The sequence below is a fragment of the Thioclava sp. L04-15 genome (assembly GCF_002020275.1).
GTDB lineage: Bacteria > Pseudomonadota > Alphaproteobacteria > Rhodobacterales > Rhodobacteraceae > Thioclava > Thioclava marina.
In genome coordinates this window covers 65,152-81,692 of the sequence record NZ_MPZW01000009.1, presented here as the reverse complement: position 1 = coordinate 81,692, position 16,541 = coordinate 65,152, and the positions used below count along the sequence as shown (strand labels likewise).

Annotated in this window: 14 protein-coding genes; 9 read left to right on the top strand and 5 right to left on the bottom strand. The window is 64.3% G+C overall.

Annotated features, from left to right (window positions below; genetic code table 11):
* Positions 1 to 26: 26 nt before the first annotated feature.
* Positions 27 to 1,121 carry a hypothetical protein gene (locus BMI90_RS16290; protein WP_078530559.1) on the bottom strand — a complete coding sequence of 365 codons (1,095 nt, stop codon included), beginning with the start codon at positions 1,119 to 1,121 and terminating at the stop codon, positions 27 to 29.
* Between the two features lie 420 nt (positions 1,122 to 1,541).
* Here BMI90_RS16290 and BMI90_RS16285 point away from each other — a divergent pair, with 420 nt between their 5' ends.
* Entirely contained in the window at positions 1,542 to 2,435 is an 894-nt protein-coding gene (locus tag BMI90_RS16285) for a GNAT family N-acetyltransferase (RefSeq protein ID WP_078530558.1), read from the top strand.
* A gap of 75 nt (positions 2,436 to 2,510) precedes the next feature.
* On the opposite strand, the gene BMI90_RS16280 is transcribed toward BMI90_RS16285, so the two are convergent.
* Positions 2,511 to 3,266, bottom strand: a complete 756-nt coding sequence (locus BMI90_RS16280; protein ID WP_078530557.1) for a DsbA family protein — start codon at positions 3,264 to 3,266, stop codon at positions 2,511 to 2,513.
* A 166-nt stretch (positions 3,267 to 3,432) separates the two neighbouring features.
* Here BMI90_RS16280 and BMI90_RS16275 point away from each other — a divergent pair, with 166 nt between their 5' ends.
* From BMI90_RS16275 to BMI90_RS16265, 3 genes are all read left to right on the top strand, one after another.
* Positions 3,433 to 4,578, top strand: coding sequence for an aminotransferase class I/II-fold pyridoxal phosphate-dependent enzyme (locus BMI90_RS16275; protein ID WP_078530556.1), 1,146 nt, complete (start codon positions 3,433 to 3,435; stop codon positions 4,576 to 4,578).
* A 155-nt stretch (positions 4,579 to 4,733) separates the two neighbouring features.
* Positions 4,734 to 5,948, top strand: coding sequence for an N-acetylmuramoyl-L-alanine amidase (locus tag BMI90_RS16270; protein WP_078530555.1), 1,215 nt, complete (start codon positions 4,734 to 4,736; stop codon positions 5,946 to 5,948).
* A 173-nt stretch (positions 5,949 to 6,121) separates the two neighbouring features.
* Complete coding sequence (locus tag BMI90_RS16265) at positions 6,122 to 8,686, top strand: PBP1A family penicillin-binding protein (protein WP_078530554.1); 2,565 nt, start codon at positions 6,122 to 6,124, stop codon at positions 8,684 to 8,686.
* Positions 8,687 to 9,100: 414 nt separating this feature from the next.
* Here the strand turns inward: BMI90_RS16265 and BMI90_RS16260 are convergent, their stop codons facing one another.
* A complete protein-coding gene (locus tag BMI90_RS16260; RefSeq protein ID WP_078530553.1) occupies positions 9,101 to 11,581 on the bottom strand; it encodes a penicillin acylase family protein in 2,481 nt (826 codons plus the stop codon).
* Positions 11,582 to 11,679: 98 nt separating this feature from the next.
* Here BMI90_RS16260 and BMI90_RS16255 point away from each other — a divergent pair, with 98 nt between their 5' ends.
* Positions 11,680 to 12,591, top strand: a complete 912-nt coding sequence (locus tag BMI90_RS16255) for an NAD(P)-dependent oxidoreductase (RefSeq protein WP_281491821.1) — start codon at positions 11,680 to 11,682, stop codon at positions 12,589 to 12,591.
* 281 nt (positions 12,592 to 12,872) lie between these two features.
* Here the strand turns inward: BMI90_RS16255 and ssb are convergent, their stop codons facing one another.
* Complete coding sequence (ssb, locus tag BMI90_RS16250) at positions 12,873 to 13,391, bottom strand: single-stranded DNA-binding protein (RefSeq protein WP_078530551.1); 519 nt, start codon at positions 13,389 to 13,391, stop codon at positions 12,873 to 12,875.
* A 258-nt stretch (positions 13,392 to 13,649) separates the two neighbouring features.
* Here ssb and BMI90_RS16245 point away from each other — a divergent pair, with 258 nt between their 5' ends.
* From BMI90_RS16245 to BMI90_RS16230, 4 genes are all read left to right on the top strand, one after another.
* Complete coding sequence (locus BMI90_RS16245; RefSeq protein ID WP_158521760.1) at positions 13,650 to 13,907, top strand: PepSY domain-containing protein; 258 nt, start codon at positions 13,650 to 13,652, stop codon at positions 13,905 to 13,907.
* Positions 13,908 to 13,994: 87 nt separating this feature from the next.
* A complete protein-coding gene (locus BMI90_RS16240) occupies positions 13,995 to 14,588 on the top strand; it encodes a cytochrome b/b6 domain-containing protein (protein WP_078530549.1) in 594 nt (197 codons plus the stop codon).
* Positions 14,589 to 14,594: 6 nt separating this feature from the next.
* Complete coding sequence (locus tag BMI90_RS16235; RefSeq protein ID WP_078530548.1) at positions 14,595 to 15,134, top strand: helix-turn-helix transcriptional regulator; 540 nt, start codon at positions 14,595 to 14,597, stop codon at positions 15,132 to 15,134.
* 118 nt (positions 15,135 to 15,252) lie between these two features.
* Positions 15,253 to 15,864, top strand: a complete 612-nt coding sequence (locus BMI90_RS16230) for a lytic transglycosylase domain-containing protein (protein ID WP_078530547.1) — start codon at positions 15,253 to 15,255, stop codon at positions 15,862 to 15,864.
* A gap of 106 nt (positions 15,865 to 15,970) precedes the next feature.
* Here BMI90_RS16230 and BMI90_RS16225 read toward each other — a convergent pair whose 3' ends face one another.
* Positions 15,971 to 16,528: a YSC84-related protein gene (locus tag BMI90_RS16225; RefSeq protein WP_078530546.1), complete on the bottom strand. Its 558-nt coding sequence runs from the start codon at positions 16,526 to 16,528 to the stop codon at positions 15,971 to 15,973.
* Between the last annotated feature and the right edge of the window lie 13 nt (positions 16,529 to 16,541).

Below are 16,541 nucleotides of genomic sequence, written 5' to 3'. Positions count from 1 at the left end.
TTCGAATGTTGTGGATCGGTCGTGGATCAGAAGTTGATCCCGACGCGCACGCCAGCGCCCCAGCCCGAGTTGTCGGTGAAAACGCCGCCATATACCGGATTCGGTCCTGCCGGGGCATAGGGGTTGGTCTTCGCATCGCCGATATCGACATAGCGAATGCCACCGGTAACCTTGATATTGTCGGTTGCCTGATAGCTTGCAGCCAGCGAAACGGACTTGAAGCCATCGGTCGGACCGAGGTTGCCAGTACGCTCGCCGGTATGCTTTTCATAGCCGAACATGACGGCCCCGGACCATTGTTCGTTGAAGCGACGGCCGACCCCGATGTTATAGGTGACCGTGTTGTCGCCATAATCGACAAGCGAGGCGCCGGTCTGGCTGTAATACCCTGCCGGCGTGATGTCGAACTGCGTCCAGTGAACCCAACGCACCGAGCCCATCAGAAGGGTATCCTTCGCGATGCCGGTCTGGAATTCGAGATTCACCGATTCCGGAATGGTCGTCGAGAACGGAAGGCTCGGGTTGCCCATCTCGGTCACGCGGAAGCTGTGCTTGATCTTCGAATTGTAGGTCAGCGCAACGCGCGCCGCGATCTCGGGCTTTTCCCAGGCCGCGCCGATCACATAGCCGAAGGCGGAGTCCGACGAGGTGTTCATCGTGTAACCGTTCGACAGCGTCACCTTGCCCTTGACGCTCTCGCTGCGGATGCCGCCATAGACCGAGAAATTGTTCGGAAGCTTGTAGCGAAGCAAGCCCGTCACAGCCGACGAGTAGATGGCCGCTTTCGAACCCGCGAGCGGGTAGGGCGCGGTCGAAGGATAGTTCACCTTCGCGCCGACCGGCTGGTCGACGACGATCGCCAGATCCCACTTGTCGCTGAGAGCTTGCTTGTAACCGAAGCTGAACGTCCCGTAGCCCGGAGCCATGTCGCCGGATTTCGCGGCCGGATTTGCCTCGAAGCTGCCCGAAACATTCGGATTGAACGCGCCGAAGTTCAGTTCGAGGTAGTTGCCTTTTTCAAACAGAATGCCGGCCGATTGGGTCGAGCGTTCGGCCCCGCCTGCATGGGCGATGCCGGCGCTGAGCGCGAGCACGGCCGCAGAAGTCATAACACGTTTCATATTGTTCCTCTTCCCTAACGTGTTGTCCTGGTTCCCTGAGCCGACGCTATCATCCGAGGGATGTGAATCAATCAGGCTTCTAGTTTGACGTGGCGTATGGGCGGGTTGACGCTACGGAGCCTGTGTCCATCGCGCCACGTTTTTTGACGCTTACGTCAACTTTCGAACCGCGGAGTTCAGAAAAGCCCCGAATAAAGCGTGATTGCGAGCAATCCCAACCACAGTGCGGAACCGACGAGGGCGAGACCCGCAGGCACCCATGGGGTGAGGCGCGGGGCTTTGAGGTTGGGGAACTCGTCTGCGCGTTGCTCCGGAAGGCGAGGGCGTCGGCCGGGTTCGTCTGAGCGCATGGTTCGCCTTTCGGTTGAATGTCGCGCTCCAGTTAAGCCCATCTTAGTGAAGCCCGCGTTAACAAAAGACATGGATCGGTTCGCGTGGCAGGTTTGCGCCAAGAGCGCTCGGGACTGGGAAGCGGCGCTCGAGGCGCTGGAGCCTGTCCGTGCGCCGGCGTTCCAGCAAGGCGCGGTCTACGGTGCGATCGCCGAGGCGGCAGGCCGCCGTGTCGCGCGGCTGGAATTGCGGAGCTCCGGCAGGCAGATCGGGCTTGTGCAGATGATCGGGCAGGCAGGGCTCTGGCCGATCTCGCGGGGGCCGGTCTTTGCGCCCGATCTCACGGCGGTGCAACAGCGGGCGGCCTTGCGCGCGTTGGCGCAACGCGTGGGCGTGGTCCTTGCAACGCCCGAGCTGCCGGTCGCGGGGGCGGGGCTGATCCCGCTCGTCACGTCGCGCCATCAGGCGATCTGGGATCTTTCGCTTGGTCCCGAGGCGCTGCGCGCAGGGCTCGCGGGGAAATGGCGCAACAGGCTTTCGGCGGCGGAGCGGGCGGGCCTCGTGCTGTGCCCCGAAACCGACCTGGCCGGGGTGCTGGAACAAGACAGGGCTCAGCAGCGCGCGCGGGGATATCGCGCTTTGCCACCTGGCTTTACCCGGAACTGGTCGCGGATCGCGCCGCAGGATCTAATGGCGCTGCGTGTCGAGACCCCGGCCGGGCAGCGGATCGCGGCGGGGATCTTCCTGATCCACGGAACGGGGGCGAGCTATCACATCGGCTGGAGCGCGGATGCCGGTCGCGCGGGCAGCGCGCATAACCTGATGCTCTGGCAGGCGGCGTTGCAATTGCGGGCGCGCGGGGTGCGCCAGCTCGATCTCGGCGCCGTCGATGGTGAGGAAGGCGCGGGGCGGATGCGGTTCAAGCTTGGCACCGGGGCGCGGGCCGAGCGGCTCGGGCAAACCTGTTGGGTATTGCCGGGTTAGGTCCTGCCCGAAATGCACGAAGGCGAGGCCGGGGCCTCGCCTTCGCGAAGAGTGTTCAAATCGAACGATGTGGCTTCACTCGGCCTTGCGCTCTTCGGCCACCATCTGCGCCATTGCCGCTTCGGGCGCATAGCCGCGCAGCAGCTGGCCACCGATCACGAAGGCGGGCGTGCCCGAGATCGCCATGCGTTGCGCGAGCTGGTAGTTCTGGCGCAGCACATCGGTCACGGCTTCGTCGTTCATCGCCTTGACGATCGCGTCGGCATCGAGCCCCTGATCCTTCGCAAGCGCGGTGAGGCTTTCGATGGTGAGGCTGCCGCGCATCGTCATCAGCGCATCATGCACTTTCTCGTAAGCGTCGTTCCCGGCGATTTGCTGGACCGCCACGGCAAAGCGCGCGCCAAGCTCGGATTCCTGACCGAGGATCGGGAACTCCTTCACGATGAAGCGGATATTGCCGTCGTTTTTCAGAAGGTCGCTGACCTCTGCATAGGCTTTCTTGCAGTAGGTGCATTTGTAATCCATGAACTCGACGATGGTCACGTCGCCCTCGGGATTGCCGCCGACCCAGCTGTAGCCGTCTTCGAAGATATCCTTCGCATTGGCCTTCACGAGCTGCGCGTCATTCTCGACCTGCTGGGCCTGCTGCTTGGCTTCCAGCTCGTTGATCGCCTCGACCAGAACTTCGGGGTTCTTCATGAGGTAGTCGCGCACGGCCTCGCCGAAAGCGGATTTCTGCGCGTCGCTCATTTTCGAGAAATCGAAATCCTGCGCGGGGGCGGCAGAGGCGAGGGCTGCGAAGGCGGTCGCGGCCAGAAGCGTGCGGAGCATGAGGCGTTTCCTTTGATCGGGGCAATTTCGCTTGCGTGCAAACTGGCGTTTCGGGGGCCAAGGTTCAAGGGCTTGTGAGAGCGGCACCGCGTCGCGTCGCATTGACGGGGCGGGGCGTGTGTCCTAACCCCCGAGGCGAAACGATCACGAATTCGGGAGTTTGGTCATGCGGCAGTCGAAACGCGGACAGGTGGAACCCTTCATCGCGATGGATGTGCTGCGCATGGCGGCCGAGGCCGAGGCCGCGGGGCGCGATATCGTGCATATGGAAGTGGGACAGCCCTCGACCTCCGCGCCGAAAGCCGCAAAGCGTCGCCTGGCCGAGGCGCTCGAACATCAGCCGATGGGCTACACGGTGGCGCTTGGTCTGCCCTACCTGCGCGAGGGCATCGCGCGGCTCTACAAGCGTTGGTACAATGTCGATCTCGATCCGGCGCGCGTGGTGATCACCTCGGGCTCGTCGGGCGCGTTCCAGCTGGCGTTCACGGCGCTGTTCGATGCGGGCGACAAGGTAGGGCTGGGTGAGCCGGGCTATCCGAGCTACCGCCAGATCCTCAAGGCCCTCTCGATCGAGCCCGTCGGCATCCCGACCGAGGCGCAGAACCGCTATCAGCCCACGCCGGAAGAAATCCCCGACGATCTGCAAGGTCTGATCGTCGCCTCGCCCGGCAACCCTTCGGGGACGATGCTGGGCAAGCCCGAACTGGAAGCGCTGATCGAGCATTGCGCCGCGCGCGACATCGCCTTCATTTCGGACGAGATCTACCACGGGCTGCAATATGACGCCCGCGCGGTCTCGGCGCTTGAGATCACCAACGATGTCTTCGTGATCAACTCCTTCTCCAAGTATTTCTCGATGACTGGATGGCGCGTGGGCTGGATGGTCGTGCCCGAAAGCCACCTGCGCACCGTCGAACGCCTTGCCCAGCACATGTTCATTTGCGCGCCCCATGCGAGCCAGGTGGCAGCCCTCGGCGCGCTGGAAAGCATTGAGGAGATGGAAGGCCATGTCGCGCGCTATGCCGAGAGCCGTGCGCTGTTGCTCGAAGAGTTGCCGAAGATGGGCTTCACCCGGATCGCACCGCCCGACGGTGCGTTCTATCTTTACGCCGATGTCTCCGAGCTGACCGAGGACAGCGCGGCATTTGCCGCCGAGATCCTCGAAAGCGTCGGCGTGGCCGTCACCCCGGGGATGGATTTCGACCCCCATCGCGGCAAGCAGACGATCCGGATCTCCTACGCGCAAAGCCCCGAACGGGTCGCGGAAGGCGTCCGCCGGTTGCGGGAGTTCATGGCGAAGCGGAACGGGTGAGCCGGACGAAGGTGGCCTTCCAGTGGAAGGACGCCTCGGCGAACGCGCGAGGCAGGCCCGAGTGCGGCCCGGGCGGGTCGTCCGGGCAACGTGCGCGCCACGTCGCTTTCCAGCCGCACCGCCCGCCGCTATAGTGCCCGAAAAACGAGGCATGAATGGTCGGGCGGTTCCTTCTTCTTCTCGCGACGCTTCTCGCGTTGACGCTGCCGGCGCGCGCGCAGGATTTCTCTGCGCTTGCGCGTTACCAGCCAGAGCGTAGCGCGATTACCCAGCAGGACGGACATACCGAAATCACGCTCGGGATCAGTCAGCCTGTCATCTACCGGGTCTTTCTTCTGGCTGCGCCCTACCGGCTCGTCGTGGATTTCCGCGAGGTGAATTTCGGCACCAGCACGCCGCAGGAGCTTCTGGGCGGCACCGACGCGATCACCAATCTGCGCTGGGGCGCGTTTCGTCCGGGCTGGTCGCGCATGGTGGCCGAGCTCGACGGTCCTGTGCGGCTCGTGAGTTCCGAGGAGCGCACCGAGGGCGAGACCGAGATTCGCATCAAGCTCGAGCCTGTGCCGGTCGAGAAATTCACCCCGCGCAAGGGCGCCGCCGACAGCGCGCTGTGGGATCTGCCACAGCCCGCGCAGGTGTCGAACGCGCATCGCCGTCAGGATGGCGCGCGCCCGCTGGTGGTGGTGCTCGACCCTGGACATGGCGGGATCGACCCGGGCGCCGAGGATGGCGGCACGCGCGAGGCTGATATCGTTCTGGGCTTTGCCCGGCAGCTGCGCGACCAGCTACGCCGGGCCGGGATGACAGTGGTGATGACGCGCGATCAGGATGTCTTCGTGCCGCTCGAGACGCGGGTGACGGTCGCACGGGCGGCCGGGGCGGATCTGTTCGTCTCCCTGCATGCGGATTCGATTGCGGAGGGGCAGGCGAGCGGTTCGAGTATCTATCGGCTCTCCGATCATGCCGAGGATGACGCGACCCGCAAGCTTGTGGCGCGCCATGACCGCGATGACATCCTCGCTGGTGTCGATCTGGACGGGCAAGGCGATCAGGTGGCTCATGTCCTCGTCGATCTTGCGCGGCGCGAGACGCAACCGCGCTCGCTGCGGCTTTCGCAGGTGCTCGCGGGCGCAATCAAGGGCGCGGGGCTGCATATGCACAAGCATCCCGTACAGGGCGCGGATTTCTCGGTGCTCAAATCCCCGGACATTCCCTCGGTCCTGATCGAACTGGGGTTCTTGTCCTCGCCCGCCGATCGCAAGCGTCTCCAGGATCCCGACTGGCGCGCCCGCATGGCCGCGGCGATCACCCGCGGTATCGAGAGCTGGGCGCAATCGGACGCCGCGGAAGCGAAACTCCTGCGCCAGTAATCACCCGCGAAAACGGGGTTTACGGGCGGCCATCCGCTCATGAAGCGGGAAAGTGATCGCTTGAACCCTTCTCGCAAGCGTGAGCGCACATTACTTTGACCGTCACGAATGCGCGATGTATAGGCAGGCGCGACGGGGCGGACCTGCGCGCCTCGAGACAAAAGGTGGCATCAGTGATCCGTTTCATTCTCGGTTCGATCGGCGGCGTTTTCTCCTGGGTCGTCACAGGCCTGTTCTTTGCCGCGCTCACGATCGGGGCGATCTTCTGGATCTATTCGCGCGACCTGCCGAGCTATGACCAGCTCGCGCAGTATCGTCCCAAGACGATCTCGCGGATCTATAATGGCGATGGCCGCCTGATCGACGAGTTCGCCGACCAGCGCCGCCTCTTCGTTCCGATCCGCGACATGCCGGATCTGGTGAAGGGTGCGTTCATCTCGGCCGAGGACAAGAATTTCTACTACCACCCGGGTTTTGACCCGCGCGGCATCATCGCGGCGATGGTGACGGCGGTGAAATCGGGCGGGCGTGACGTGCGCGGCGCCTCGACCATCACCCAGCAGGTGACGAAGAACCTTCTGCTTTCGTCGGACCGCTCGGTCGAACGCAAGATCAAGGAGTTGATCCTGTCCTCGCGCATCGAGCATGTGCTGAGCAAGGATCGCATCCTCGAGCTCTATCTCAACGAGATCTATCTGGGGCAGAACTCCTATGGCGTGGCCGCCGCCGCGCAGACCTATTTCAACAAGACCCTCTCGGAGCTGAGCGTCGGCGAAGCCGCTTACCTCGCGGCGCTGCCGAAGAAGCCCGCCGATCTGCACCCGGTGCGCGATTACGAGACCGCCGTCCTGCGCCGCAACTACGTGCTGCGCCGGATGTTCGAGGATGGGCGCATCGACAAGGCCACGATGGAGGCCGAGCAGCAAAAGCCGCTGAAGAGCGTGCAGAACGGCGATTATGCGCCCTTCCGCGCGCAGATGCCCCCGCGCGATTACTTCACCGACGAGATCCGCCGTCAGCTGTCGAAAAGCTTCGGCGAGGAAGAGTTCTTCGGCGGCGGCCTTACGATCCGCGCGACCGTGAACCCCGACCTTCAGGCGCAGGCCGCCAAGGCGCTTCAGAACGCGCTCGAGAAATACGATCGCGAGCTGGGGATCTGGCGCGGCACCGGGGTGAAGATCCCCGAGGACAAGCTGGGCAAGGAAGCCGACTGGCGCGCCGCCCTTGCGGATGTGCCCACCGACAAGGCGCCGCGCGATATCGTCGGCTGGCATCCGGCGGTGGTGCTGGGCTTCGAGGGCGGCTCGGCCCGGATCGGCATTGAAGGCATCGAGGAAGACAATGACGGCCACTGGATCCCGCCCGAGGATGTGACCTGGGCGCGCAAGCAGCTCAAGGACGGCAAGCTCGCGGGCCGCGCCAAGACCGCGCAGGATCTGCTCGAGATCGGCGATGTGGTCGAGGTGCGCGCGATGACGAAGGACGCCGACGGCTCCTTCATCCGCTGGACCCTGCGCCAGGTGCCCAAGGTCGAGGGCGCCTTCATGGCGATGGACGTCAATACCGGACGTGTTCTCGCGATGCAGGGCGGTTTCTCCTACCAGTCCTCGGTCTTCAACCGCGCGACCCAGGCGATGCGCCAGCCCGGCTCGAATTTCAAACCCTTCGTCTATGCCGCGGCGCTGGATTCGGGCTTCTCGCCTGAGACGATCGTGATCGACGCGCCGATCGAGGTGAACACGCCGCAAGGCCTGTGGCGCCCGAAGAACGCGTCCAACAAGTATTACGGGCCGACGCCGATGCGCACGGGTCTGGAGCATTCGCGCAACCTGATGACGATCCGTATCGCGCAGGAAATCGGCATGGATACGGTCGCGGCCTATGCCGAGAAATTCGGCGTCTATGACCATATGCGCCGCTTCCTCGCCAATGCGCTCGGTGCGCAGGAAACGACAATGTTCCGCCTGATTTCGGCCTATGCGATGTTCGCCAATGGCGGCGAGCGGGTGGAGCCGACACTGGTCGACCGCGTGCAGGACCGCTACGGCCGCACGATCTACCGCCACGACCAGCGGAGCTGTGACAACTGTTCGGACCCGAACCTTCCCGAGGGGCAGGGGCCGCAGATCACCTCGAACCGCGAGCAGATCATCGACCCGATCACCGCCTATCAGATGATCTCGCTGATGGAAGGCGTGGTGAAGCGCGGCTCGGGCTACGGCGTGAAACTCCCCGTCCCGGTCGCGGGCAAGACCGGGACCACGAACGACGCCAAGGACGTGTGGTTCACCGGCTTCACCAGCAATATCGTGGCCTCGTGCTACATGGGCTATGACAATCCGCGCTCGCTGGGTCGGCATGCCTATGGCGGCACGCTTTGCGTCCCGGTTTTCAACGAGTTCATGAAAGAGGCGATCAAGGATTTCGGTGGCTCGAAATTCAAGGTGCCGCCGGGTGGCAACTGGGTGAAATTCAACCGCTTCACCGGCGAGCGTCTTCCCGACAGCGCGACGGGCGATTTCGTGCAGGCCGAATATCTGCGCCCGGGTCAGGACATGACGGGCCTCGGCGCGCTGATCGTCGATGGTGGTTTCGCGATGGGCGCGAACCTGCCGCTCTTTGCCCGGGGTGAGACCGACGATCGCGGCTCGACCACGGTCACGACGTCGACCGGCCAACAGAAAGTGATCCCGAAGAAGGCCGATTTCGGCACGCTTTCGGCTGGCGGGCTTTACTGACCGCCGCCGCGCGGGGGCCGGCAAGGCATTGCGAAGGGGCGCCGGAGGGGCGCCCCTTTTTTGATCGTGCTCGTGCGGGTCAGACAGGTCAGCGGCCCGATGGGTGTTCGGACGGGCAACATGCGCCGCTGCGCCCGCGAGTTCGGCACGCGAGCCAGATCCTGACCGACGTGTTCTCCGCGTTGCGCCTTCAATGCCTGGGCGCGTGATCGCAACCCGCCCGAACCGATGCCCGGTGGTGCAGCCCATAAGGCCAACGGAGGGTGCGCAAGACCCGGCCCCGCGAGGGGCGTTGCCCCTCTGGCCTTCGGCCATTCACCCCAAGATATTTGGATCAAGAAGAAGGGCCCTTCCGGCCCGCTCTTCGCGTTGGCGAAAATATCCCCGCCGGAGGCTCCCCAACCTGACGGGCGCTCAGCGGCCGGGCGTCGGCTCCGTCGGCACAAGATGCGTGATGCCAGTCGCGGCCGCCCGGGCGAGCGCGGGATCGAGCGACATCGGGATATATTCGCCCGAGCGCCAGAGCTCCGACAGGTCGTCGTAATGGCGGCTCAAGGGATGGCCCGATTGCCCGGTCGAGATGATGAAAACCGAGCTGTCCGGGTCGGCGAAATCAAGCACTTCACGATAGCCAGCAGCGTGGACATTGGCGTAGCTGTCAGGGCCCTCGCCGCCGCGCGTGCGCCCGCGCATCAAGGTGAAATCACCGCCAGAGGTCGACTGCCGGATATTCACGAACCATTTCAGCCCCGGAACCTTGCCTAGTACCGGATTGTCCTGTTCGGCCATATGCGCATCGCCCCAGCGCCAGCTCTCGAGATTGGGGCCATATTTCTTCGACAGATCCAGAAGGGCCGCGTCGAGGGACTGGCGCGCGATATCGGTGCAGGTCTCTTTTGGTGCGGATTGGATGACGTCACACCAATGGCTGGCCCCCTGCGTGTCACGGAAGACTCGTTCGATGAAGACCGGCTCGAGATGGTCGAATTTCTTCGCCAGCGGCCCCAGTTCGTCGCGGATCAGCCGGTTTTGCAGCTCGCGCATCCAGGCGGCGTAGATCAGCGGCTCGGGCAGGTGTTCGCTCATCTCCCCGTCCCAGCTCGCGAGCATCTCCAAGGCGCGCTGGCGCATCCGTTCGGGCGTGCCCTCGGGGGCGGGATCACCGGTGAACCACAGGTTCGCGCCCACGAGCGGCAGCAACCCGCGCGCGGCGGGCGAAACCGTATCCAGCTGCGCCGAGATGAAGCTGTCGCGCGAATGCACTTCGCGCTCGCCCATGAGCTTGCTCAGCCGCTGGATGCGCTGCGTATCCCCCCAGTTGAAGGAGACGTTATAGGGGAAGGGCCGGTCCACCGTCTTGTTGTTGGTGTTGACCACGATCCCGCCCTTGGGGTCGATGAATTGCGGATTGTCCTTGAAGGGCAGGTAGCCCTTCCAGTGGTTCTCGGGTTTCCAGCCGGCATTGGGCATTCGGCCTTGCGTGTCATTGGCCGGATCGCGCAGCGGGATCTTTCCGGCGGTGACCAGCGCCACCCCGTTCTGATCGGCGAGCGTGATATTCTGCGCGGGCACGACGACCTGCTCGGCCGCCTTGAGCGCCTCGGGGATCGATTGGGCACGCATCAGCTCCATCGCACCGGTCAGCGTCGTGTCATGGGGCTCGAACGCGGTCCAGCTGAGCGACACCACCGAATTGGGCGGGGTGACCGTGGCGAGGTCGAAATGGCTGCCGGGAAGGACGGGGCCGTTGTCGGTCCAGCGCAGGGTCAGCGTGACGGGGGTGGCATCCTTGACGTTGACGATCACGCGCCTGGTGCGGAAGGATTTCCAGCCATCGGCCGTGCGGTATTTCGTCGGATCGTCGGGGTCGAGCTCTTCGATATGCAGATCCTGGTCGTCCACGTAAGCGGTGGTCAGCCCCCAGCCGAGATCCTTGTTGCGCCCCGAGAGAACCAGCGGCATCCCCGGAATGGTGCCGCCGATCACGCCACCCGATTGCAGCTGAAGCCGCGCGAGATACCAGATCGAAGGGGCAGTCAGGCCCAGATGCGGGTCATTGGCCAGGAGCGAGCCGCCCGCGGCCGAGCGGTCGGGTGCGGCCGCCCAGGCATTCGAGGCACCCGCCATGCCGCGCCCGGGGAAAGGCGACAAAAGTCCCTCGGGAGCGGTGCTCGCAGTCTGGATGCCGCGGGGCATGTCGGGAAAGAGGCTCGCATAGGCGGGAAGGGCGGCCACCGCCTGCTGCGGATCGTCGGGCATCACGTCGCGCACCAGATCGGGCCCGGCCAGCGAGACACGCGCGCGCAGCACCTCGTCCTGAAGTTGGCTCGAGAGCTGCACGGCCATCAGCTTCATGATCGCGATGGAATCGGCGGGCGTCCAATAGGCGATCTTGTTGTCGAAGAGGAAGAACTCCGGCGCGCCGCGCCCCATCGCGCCCTGATTGACGATCTCGATCCACTGGTTGACCCCGCGCGCATAGGCCTCGAGCGCCTTGCGGGTGTAATCGTCCTGAGCCGAGACAGAGGACAGCGCCGCATCATAGAGGCCCAGCCGCCGCATCAGCTCGTCGGTCTTGAGCGTCTCGGCTCCGAAGACCTCCGAGAGCCGCCCCTGCACCGTGCGCCGCAGCAGCGTCATCTGCCAGAGCCGGTCCTGCGCATGAGCAAGCCCCAGCGCGAAATAGACATCCGGATCGTCCTTGCCGAAAATATGCGGCACATCCTCTGTCGAGCGTACGATCTCGACCGGCGCACTCAGCCCCGTCACCTCGTAGGTGGCGCTGTAATTAGGCAGCGAGCGCGAGGCGAAATAGTAAACGAGACCGCCCAGCACGACGACACATGCGATCACGGCGATGAGGAGCCGCACGCCCCAGCGAAAGACCTTGTACATCCGGTTCCTCTGACCTCGTTCGTCCCGGCCTCTGGTTGACGTGCCCGGTTGGGGCGTTACTAGTTGAGCGCGACACCACAATCAACGCGCCTGCGCCATTGGACGCGGGGTTTCGCGATCACGCAAGGGAGAGGTCTATGGCAAAAGTTGCATTTCTGGGGCTCGGAGTCATGGGCTATCCGATGGCGGGGCATCTGAAGGCTGCGGGGCACGAGGTGACGGTCTACAACCGGACCGCCGCGAAGGCCGAGGCATGGGTGGCTGAACATGGCGGGGCAGCGGCCGCAACCCCGCGTGAGGCAGCCCAAGGCGCCGATTTCGTGATGTCTTGCGTCGGCAATGACGATGACCTGCGCGAGGTCTCCCTCGGCAAGGACGGGGCGTTCAAGGGGATGAAGACCGGCTCGGTCTTCGTCGATCACACGACGGTTTCGGCGGCGGTGACGCGCGAGCTTTCGGGCGAGGCTGCGGGGCATGGCGTGGCCTTCATCGACGCGCCGATTTCGGGCGGTCAGGCAGGCGCCGAGAACGGCCAGCTCTCTGTCATGTGCGGGGGCGACGAGGCCGCTTACGCCAAGGCCGAGCCGGTGATCGCGGCCTATGCCAAGATCTGTCGCCGCCTGGGCGAAAGCGGCGCGGGCCAGGTGACCAAGATGTGCAACCAGATCGCGATCGCGGGTCTTGTGCAGGGGCTGGCCGAAAGCCTGAACTTCGCGGAGAAGGCCGGTCTCGACATTCCCGCGGTCGTCGAGGTGATCAGCCAAGGCGCGGCAGGTTCGTGGCAGATGGCGAACCGCTACGAGACCATGGCGAAGAACGAATTCGAATTCGGCTTCGCGGTGGACTGGATGCGCAAGGATCTCGCGATCTGCCTGAAAACGGGCGACGAGATCGGTGCTTCGCTGCCTGTGACCGCACTGGTCGACCAGTTCTACAAGGATGTTCAGGCGATGGGCGGCCAGCGTTGGGACACGTCCTCGCTGATCGCGCGGCTGCGCAAGCTGGGCTGAGGGCAAGGCGCGCGGCCGCCCCGTTGCCGGGGCGACATCTTTATCAAAGGCGGGGGCGCTGCCCCCGTCGCCCAGGGGCGACTCCCCCGAGATATTTCGATCAAGAAGAAGATCAGGGACGGATGCTCTTCGAGTTGGCCAAAATATCCCGGGGGTGAGGCGCGGAACGCGCCGAGGGGGCAGCGCCCCCTTTTTGCGCCCCGCATCGTTTGCCGAGCAGGGTGGACGCAAGCCCTGAGGTCGCCACAAAAGCAAAGGGCCCCACGCGGGGCCCTTCGTCATCAGAACGGGATCTCGTCGTCGAAATCGGGACGACCGCCGCCGCCGCCGCTCGAGCCGCCCGAGGAGGGGCCGCCATAGCCGCCGCCCTCGTCATAGCCGCCCGAGGACGGCCCGCCGTAGCCGCCGCCCGAGCCGCCACCGTAACCACCGCCTGAGCCACCGCCTTCGCGGCTGTCGAGCAGCGTCAGCTCGCCGCGATAGGGGCGTAGCACGACTTCGGTCGAATAGCGGTCCTGACCGGACTGATCCTGCCATTTGCGGGTTTCGAGCTGGCCCTCGATATAGACCTTCGAGCCCTTGCGCAGGTATTGCTCGGCGATCTTGGCGAGCGGCTCGGAGAAGATCGCGACCGAATGCCATTCGGTGCGCTCCTTGCGCTCGCCGGTGTTGCGGTCGCGCCAGTTCTCGGAGGTGGCGATGCGCAGGTTGCACACCTTGCCGCCGTTCGAGAAGGTCCGCACTTCCGGGTCGCGCCCCAGATTGCCGACCAGGATGACCTTATTGACGCTGCCTGCCATGCGTTCCTCCGCCTGCGATTCTCAAATTGACCCTCAAGGGTATAGAGCAGCCTTCCGGCAGCGCCTAGGGGCTGCGCCTCGCTCAACCGTGACGGAAACCGGCAAGAACCCGCGTGCATCTTTGGTTTGAGAGGCCGATTTCGCGGCGCTCTGCAACCTCGCTCCGATGGCGGGGGGCGGATTGGCGGTGCAGATCGTTGCACACCGGTTCGGGATGATCCCGGCCGGCCCATCACCCAAGACATGAGGATTGAGCCCATGAAGAAACTGACCCTGATCGCTGCCGCTGCCCTGATCGCCGGCACCTCCGCGCTGCCCGTTCTGGCCGAGCAGCCCGTCGCGCAGGACAAGGCCGACAAGCTCGGGGCCGAGCTGAAGGCGCAAGGCTACGAGGTGCGCCGGATGGAGATGGAAGACGGCTATATCGAGGTTTACGCGCTCAAGGATGGCAAGCGCATGGAGCTGTATTTCGACTCCAACCTCAAGCAGGTGACTCGCAAAGGTGACAACGGCTGATCGCCGGTCCCTACCTGCCGCGGGCCGGGGCATTCCCGGCCCGCAAGCTGCCCTCGCTGATACCGAACCAGAAGAAGGAGCCTGCGCATGGCCATCGAAGACGCCAGTTTCACCGATTTTTCCGATCAAGAGGAGCGGCACGCACCGCCGCGCGGAACCCATCATGTCTGGGATATATTCGTGCGGATCTTCCACTGGTCGATCGTGGGGCTTTTCACCGCGAATGCCTTCTTCACCTCGCCCAAGCATGATCTGCATCACTATATCGGCTATACCGTGGCGGGGCTTGTCACCCTGCGTATCATCTGGGGGCTGGTGGGTTCGCATCATGCGCGCTTTACCGATTTTCCGCCCTCGCCCTCGGGGGCACTGACGCAGCTTCGTGACATGGCCACGGGCCGCCGGCATGCGCATCTGGGGCATTCGCCGCTCGGGGCGCTGATGATCTACAACCTGCTTTTGACGCTTCTGGTGATCGCGGGGTCGGGCTGGTTGATGACGACCGATGCCTATTGGGGCGTGAAATGGCCTCAGGAAGTGCATGAGATGGCGGTCGACTGGGCTGAATTTTCGATCGCGGCCCATATCGTTGCCGTGATCTACGAGAGCCGCAGGTTGCGCGTCAATCTCGCCCGCGCGATGATCACCGGAAAGAAAGTGTTCGGACGCAGCGGGAGATAACCTTCGATGCAAATCACGCGAGAGCGTGTCTCGGCCTGGACCAAGGAGGGCGCGCTCGTCGCGCTCATCCTGTTTCAGGCCGCCTGTACATCCCTTTTCGTCGCTGACGTGTTCGATGATATCAAGGAAGCCGGACACATCACGCTTCATCTCAATATCGAGCTTTTCGCCAATATCGGCCTTATCGCGGGGATCGCGGTCGAAGCCGTCGTGCTCTGGAAACTGTTGCGCCGGCAGGCGATGGCCGACCGGGCGCTTTCGGCGGCACAGGGCGCGATGGCCGAACTGATGGTCGAGCAGTTCCGCAACTGGGGGCTGACGGCTGCCGAGGCCGATGTGGCGAGCTTCACGATCAAGGGCTTCACCATCGCCGAGACCGCCGATCTGCGCGGCTCCTCGGAGGCGACCGTGAAATCCCATCTCAACGCCGTCTATCGCAAGGCCGGGGTGAGCGGGCGCGCCCAGCTCGTTTCGGTCTTCGTCGAGGAGCTGTTTCACGGCCCGATCCGAGCCGATGCGACACTGCAACAGGCCATCGTAAAGTGAGCTCACGTCCCCGTGTCGGCAGGCGATTGCCGATGCGGGGGGTGTTTTCCTTTAACTTTCGGGGGAATCTGTGTAGGTTTTTGCGCAAGAATGGGTGGATGTGAACGGTAGGGTGCCGATGCGTAAAATTGTCGGGAGGCTCGGGCTGGGCGCGATGGTCGCTCTCGCGCCGATGATCGTGCACGCCGAGGGGCTCAAGCTCAGCGGTGCGTCCTCGAAGTCGCGGGCGATGCTGTTTCGGAACCAGACCAACATCCTCGATACCCGCGCCGCCCAGCAATACGAGCATTCCTCGCGCCTCAAGCCGGGCGCGAAATCCTTGGCCGGACTCGAACCCGAAACGGTGCCGAGCTATTCCGGCAAGTATCGTGGCCAGTATCTGGGCACAGCCAAGGCGGCTGCCGCGCGCCACAACATCCCCGAAGACCTTTTCCTGCGTCTCGTGCAGCAGGAGAGCGGCTGGAACCCGAACGCGCGCTCGCACAAGGGCGCGATGGGTCTGGCGCAGCTAATGCCCGCAACCGCGGCCAAGCTCGGGGTCAACCCGCGCGATCCCGCGCAGAACCTCGAAGGCGGCGCGCGCTACCTGCGGATGATGTATGATCGCTTCGGAAGCTGGCGCCTCGCGCTGGCGGCCTATAATGCGGGGCCCGAAGCCGTGGCAAAGCATAACGGCGTGCCGCCCTATCGTGAAACGCGCAATTACGTGCGGGTCATCTACGGCAGCTGATCGCACGCGGTGTCGCTTTGACAGCGATAACAATGGAAAAACCCCGCAGGGCATGGCCTCCGCGGGGTTTGTTTTTTCGTGAAGATCGGCGCGTAACGCCTTGATATTACGGGATCACACGGGTGTATTTGGTGCCCGCGAGCGAGGCGCCCGCGATCAGGCCGGCCTGGCCGAAGACCAGTGCGATGACCGGTGCAGTGGAGGTAAGCGTCGAGGCCGCGATTGCGCCGCCGCGATCGGGCAGCGCATAGCGCGCATCTGCGCCAAGCTGCCAGCCATCCGAGCTGCGGAAATCTGCAAGCGCCTCGGGGGTCATGAAGAACAGCGCATGGGCGTATTGCTGCGCGCCGATCTGGAGACCGAAGCTCGCCGCGGCAGCCGCGTAGTAATCGACGGTCACGTTGTTGATGCGCAGCGCGCCGCGCCCGAAGGAGCCACCAAAGCCGAACCCCGCCTCGGTCACCAGAGGCATCCAGAGAACGCCGACCGATTTCGCCTCGAGATCGCTCGTGCCGGGGAATTTCGTGAGAAGGTAGTTCCGGGTCGCGTCGACACGCGCATCCAGCTTCGCCGCGCCCGTGCTGCCGATCCCGTTGCCGCAGGCTGCAAGCGTCAGGCCCGCGCCACTCATCGCCAGAAGGTTCCGTCTGGAAATCATCGTCATCTTGTATCTGCTC

Excerpts from the sequence above, each read along its gene's own strand:
- BMI90_RS16235 (WP_078530548.1), top strand. The coding sequence starts at position 14,595 with ATGCAAATCACGCGAGAGCGTGTCTCGGCCTGGACCAAGGAGGGCGCG.
- BMI90_RS16240 (WP_078530549.1), top strand. The coding sequence starts at position 13,995 with ATGGCCATCGAAGACGCCAGTTTCACCGATTTTTCCGATCAAGAGGAG.
- BMI90_RS16280 (WP_078530557.1), bottom strand. The coding sequence starts at position 3,266 with ATGCTCCGCACGCTTCTGGCCGCGACCGCCTTCGCAGCCCTCGCCTCT.
- BMI90_RS16245 (WP_158521760.1), top strand. The coding sequence starts at position 13,650 with ATGAAGAAACTGACCCTGATCGCTGCCGCTGCCCTGATCGCCGGCACC.
- BMI90_RS16230 (WP_078530547.1), top strand. The coding sequence starts at position 15,253 with ATGCGTAAAATTGTCGGGAGGCTCGGGCTGGGCGCGATGGTCGCTCTC.
- BMI90_RS16285 (WP_078530558.1), top strand. The coding sequence starts at position 1,542 with ATGGATCGGTTCGCGTGGCAGGTTTGCGCCAAGAGCGCTCGGGACTGG.
- BMI90_RS16260 (WP_078530553.1), bottom strand. The coding sequence starts at position 11,581 with ATGTACAAGGTCTTTCGCTGGGGCGTGCGGCTCCTCATCGCCGTGATC.
- ssb (WP_078530551.1), bottom strand. The coding sequence starts at position 13,391 with ATGGCAGGCAGCGTCAATAAGGTCATCCTGGTCGGCAATCTGGGGCGC.
- BMI90_RS16290 (WP_078530559.1), bottom strand. The coding sequence starts at position 1,121 with ATGAAACGTGTTATGACTTCTGCGGCCGTGCTCGCGCTCAGCGCCGGC.
- BMI90_RS16275 (WP_078530556.1), top strand. The coding sequence starts at position 3,433 with ATGCGGCAGTCGAAACGCGGACAGGTGGAACCCTTCATCGCGATGGAT.
- BMI90_RS16270 (WP_078530555.1), top strand. The coding sequence starts at position 4,734 with ATGGTCGGGCGGTTCCTTCTTCTTCTCGCGACGCTTCTCGCGTTGACG.
- BMI90_RS16225 (WP_078530546.1), bottom strand. The coding sequence starts at position 16,528 with ATGACGATGATTTCCAGACGGAACCTTCTGGCGATGAGTGGCGCGGGC.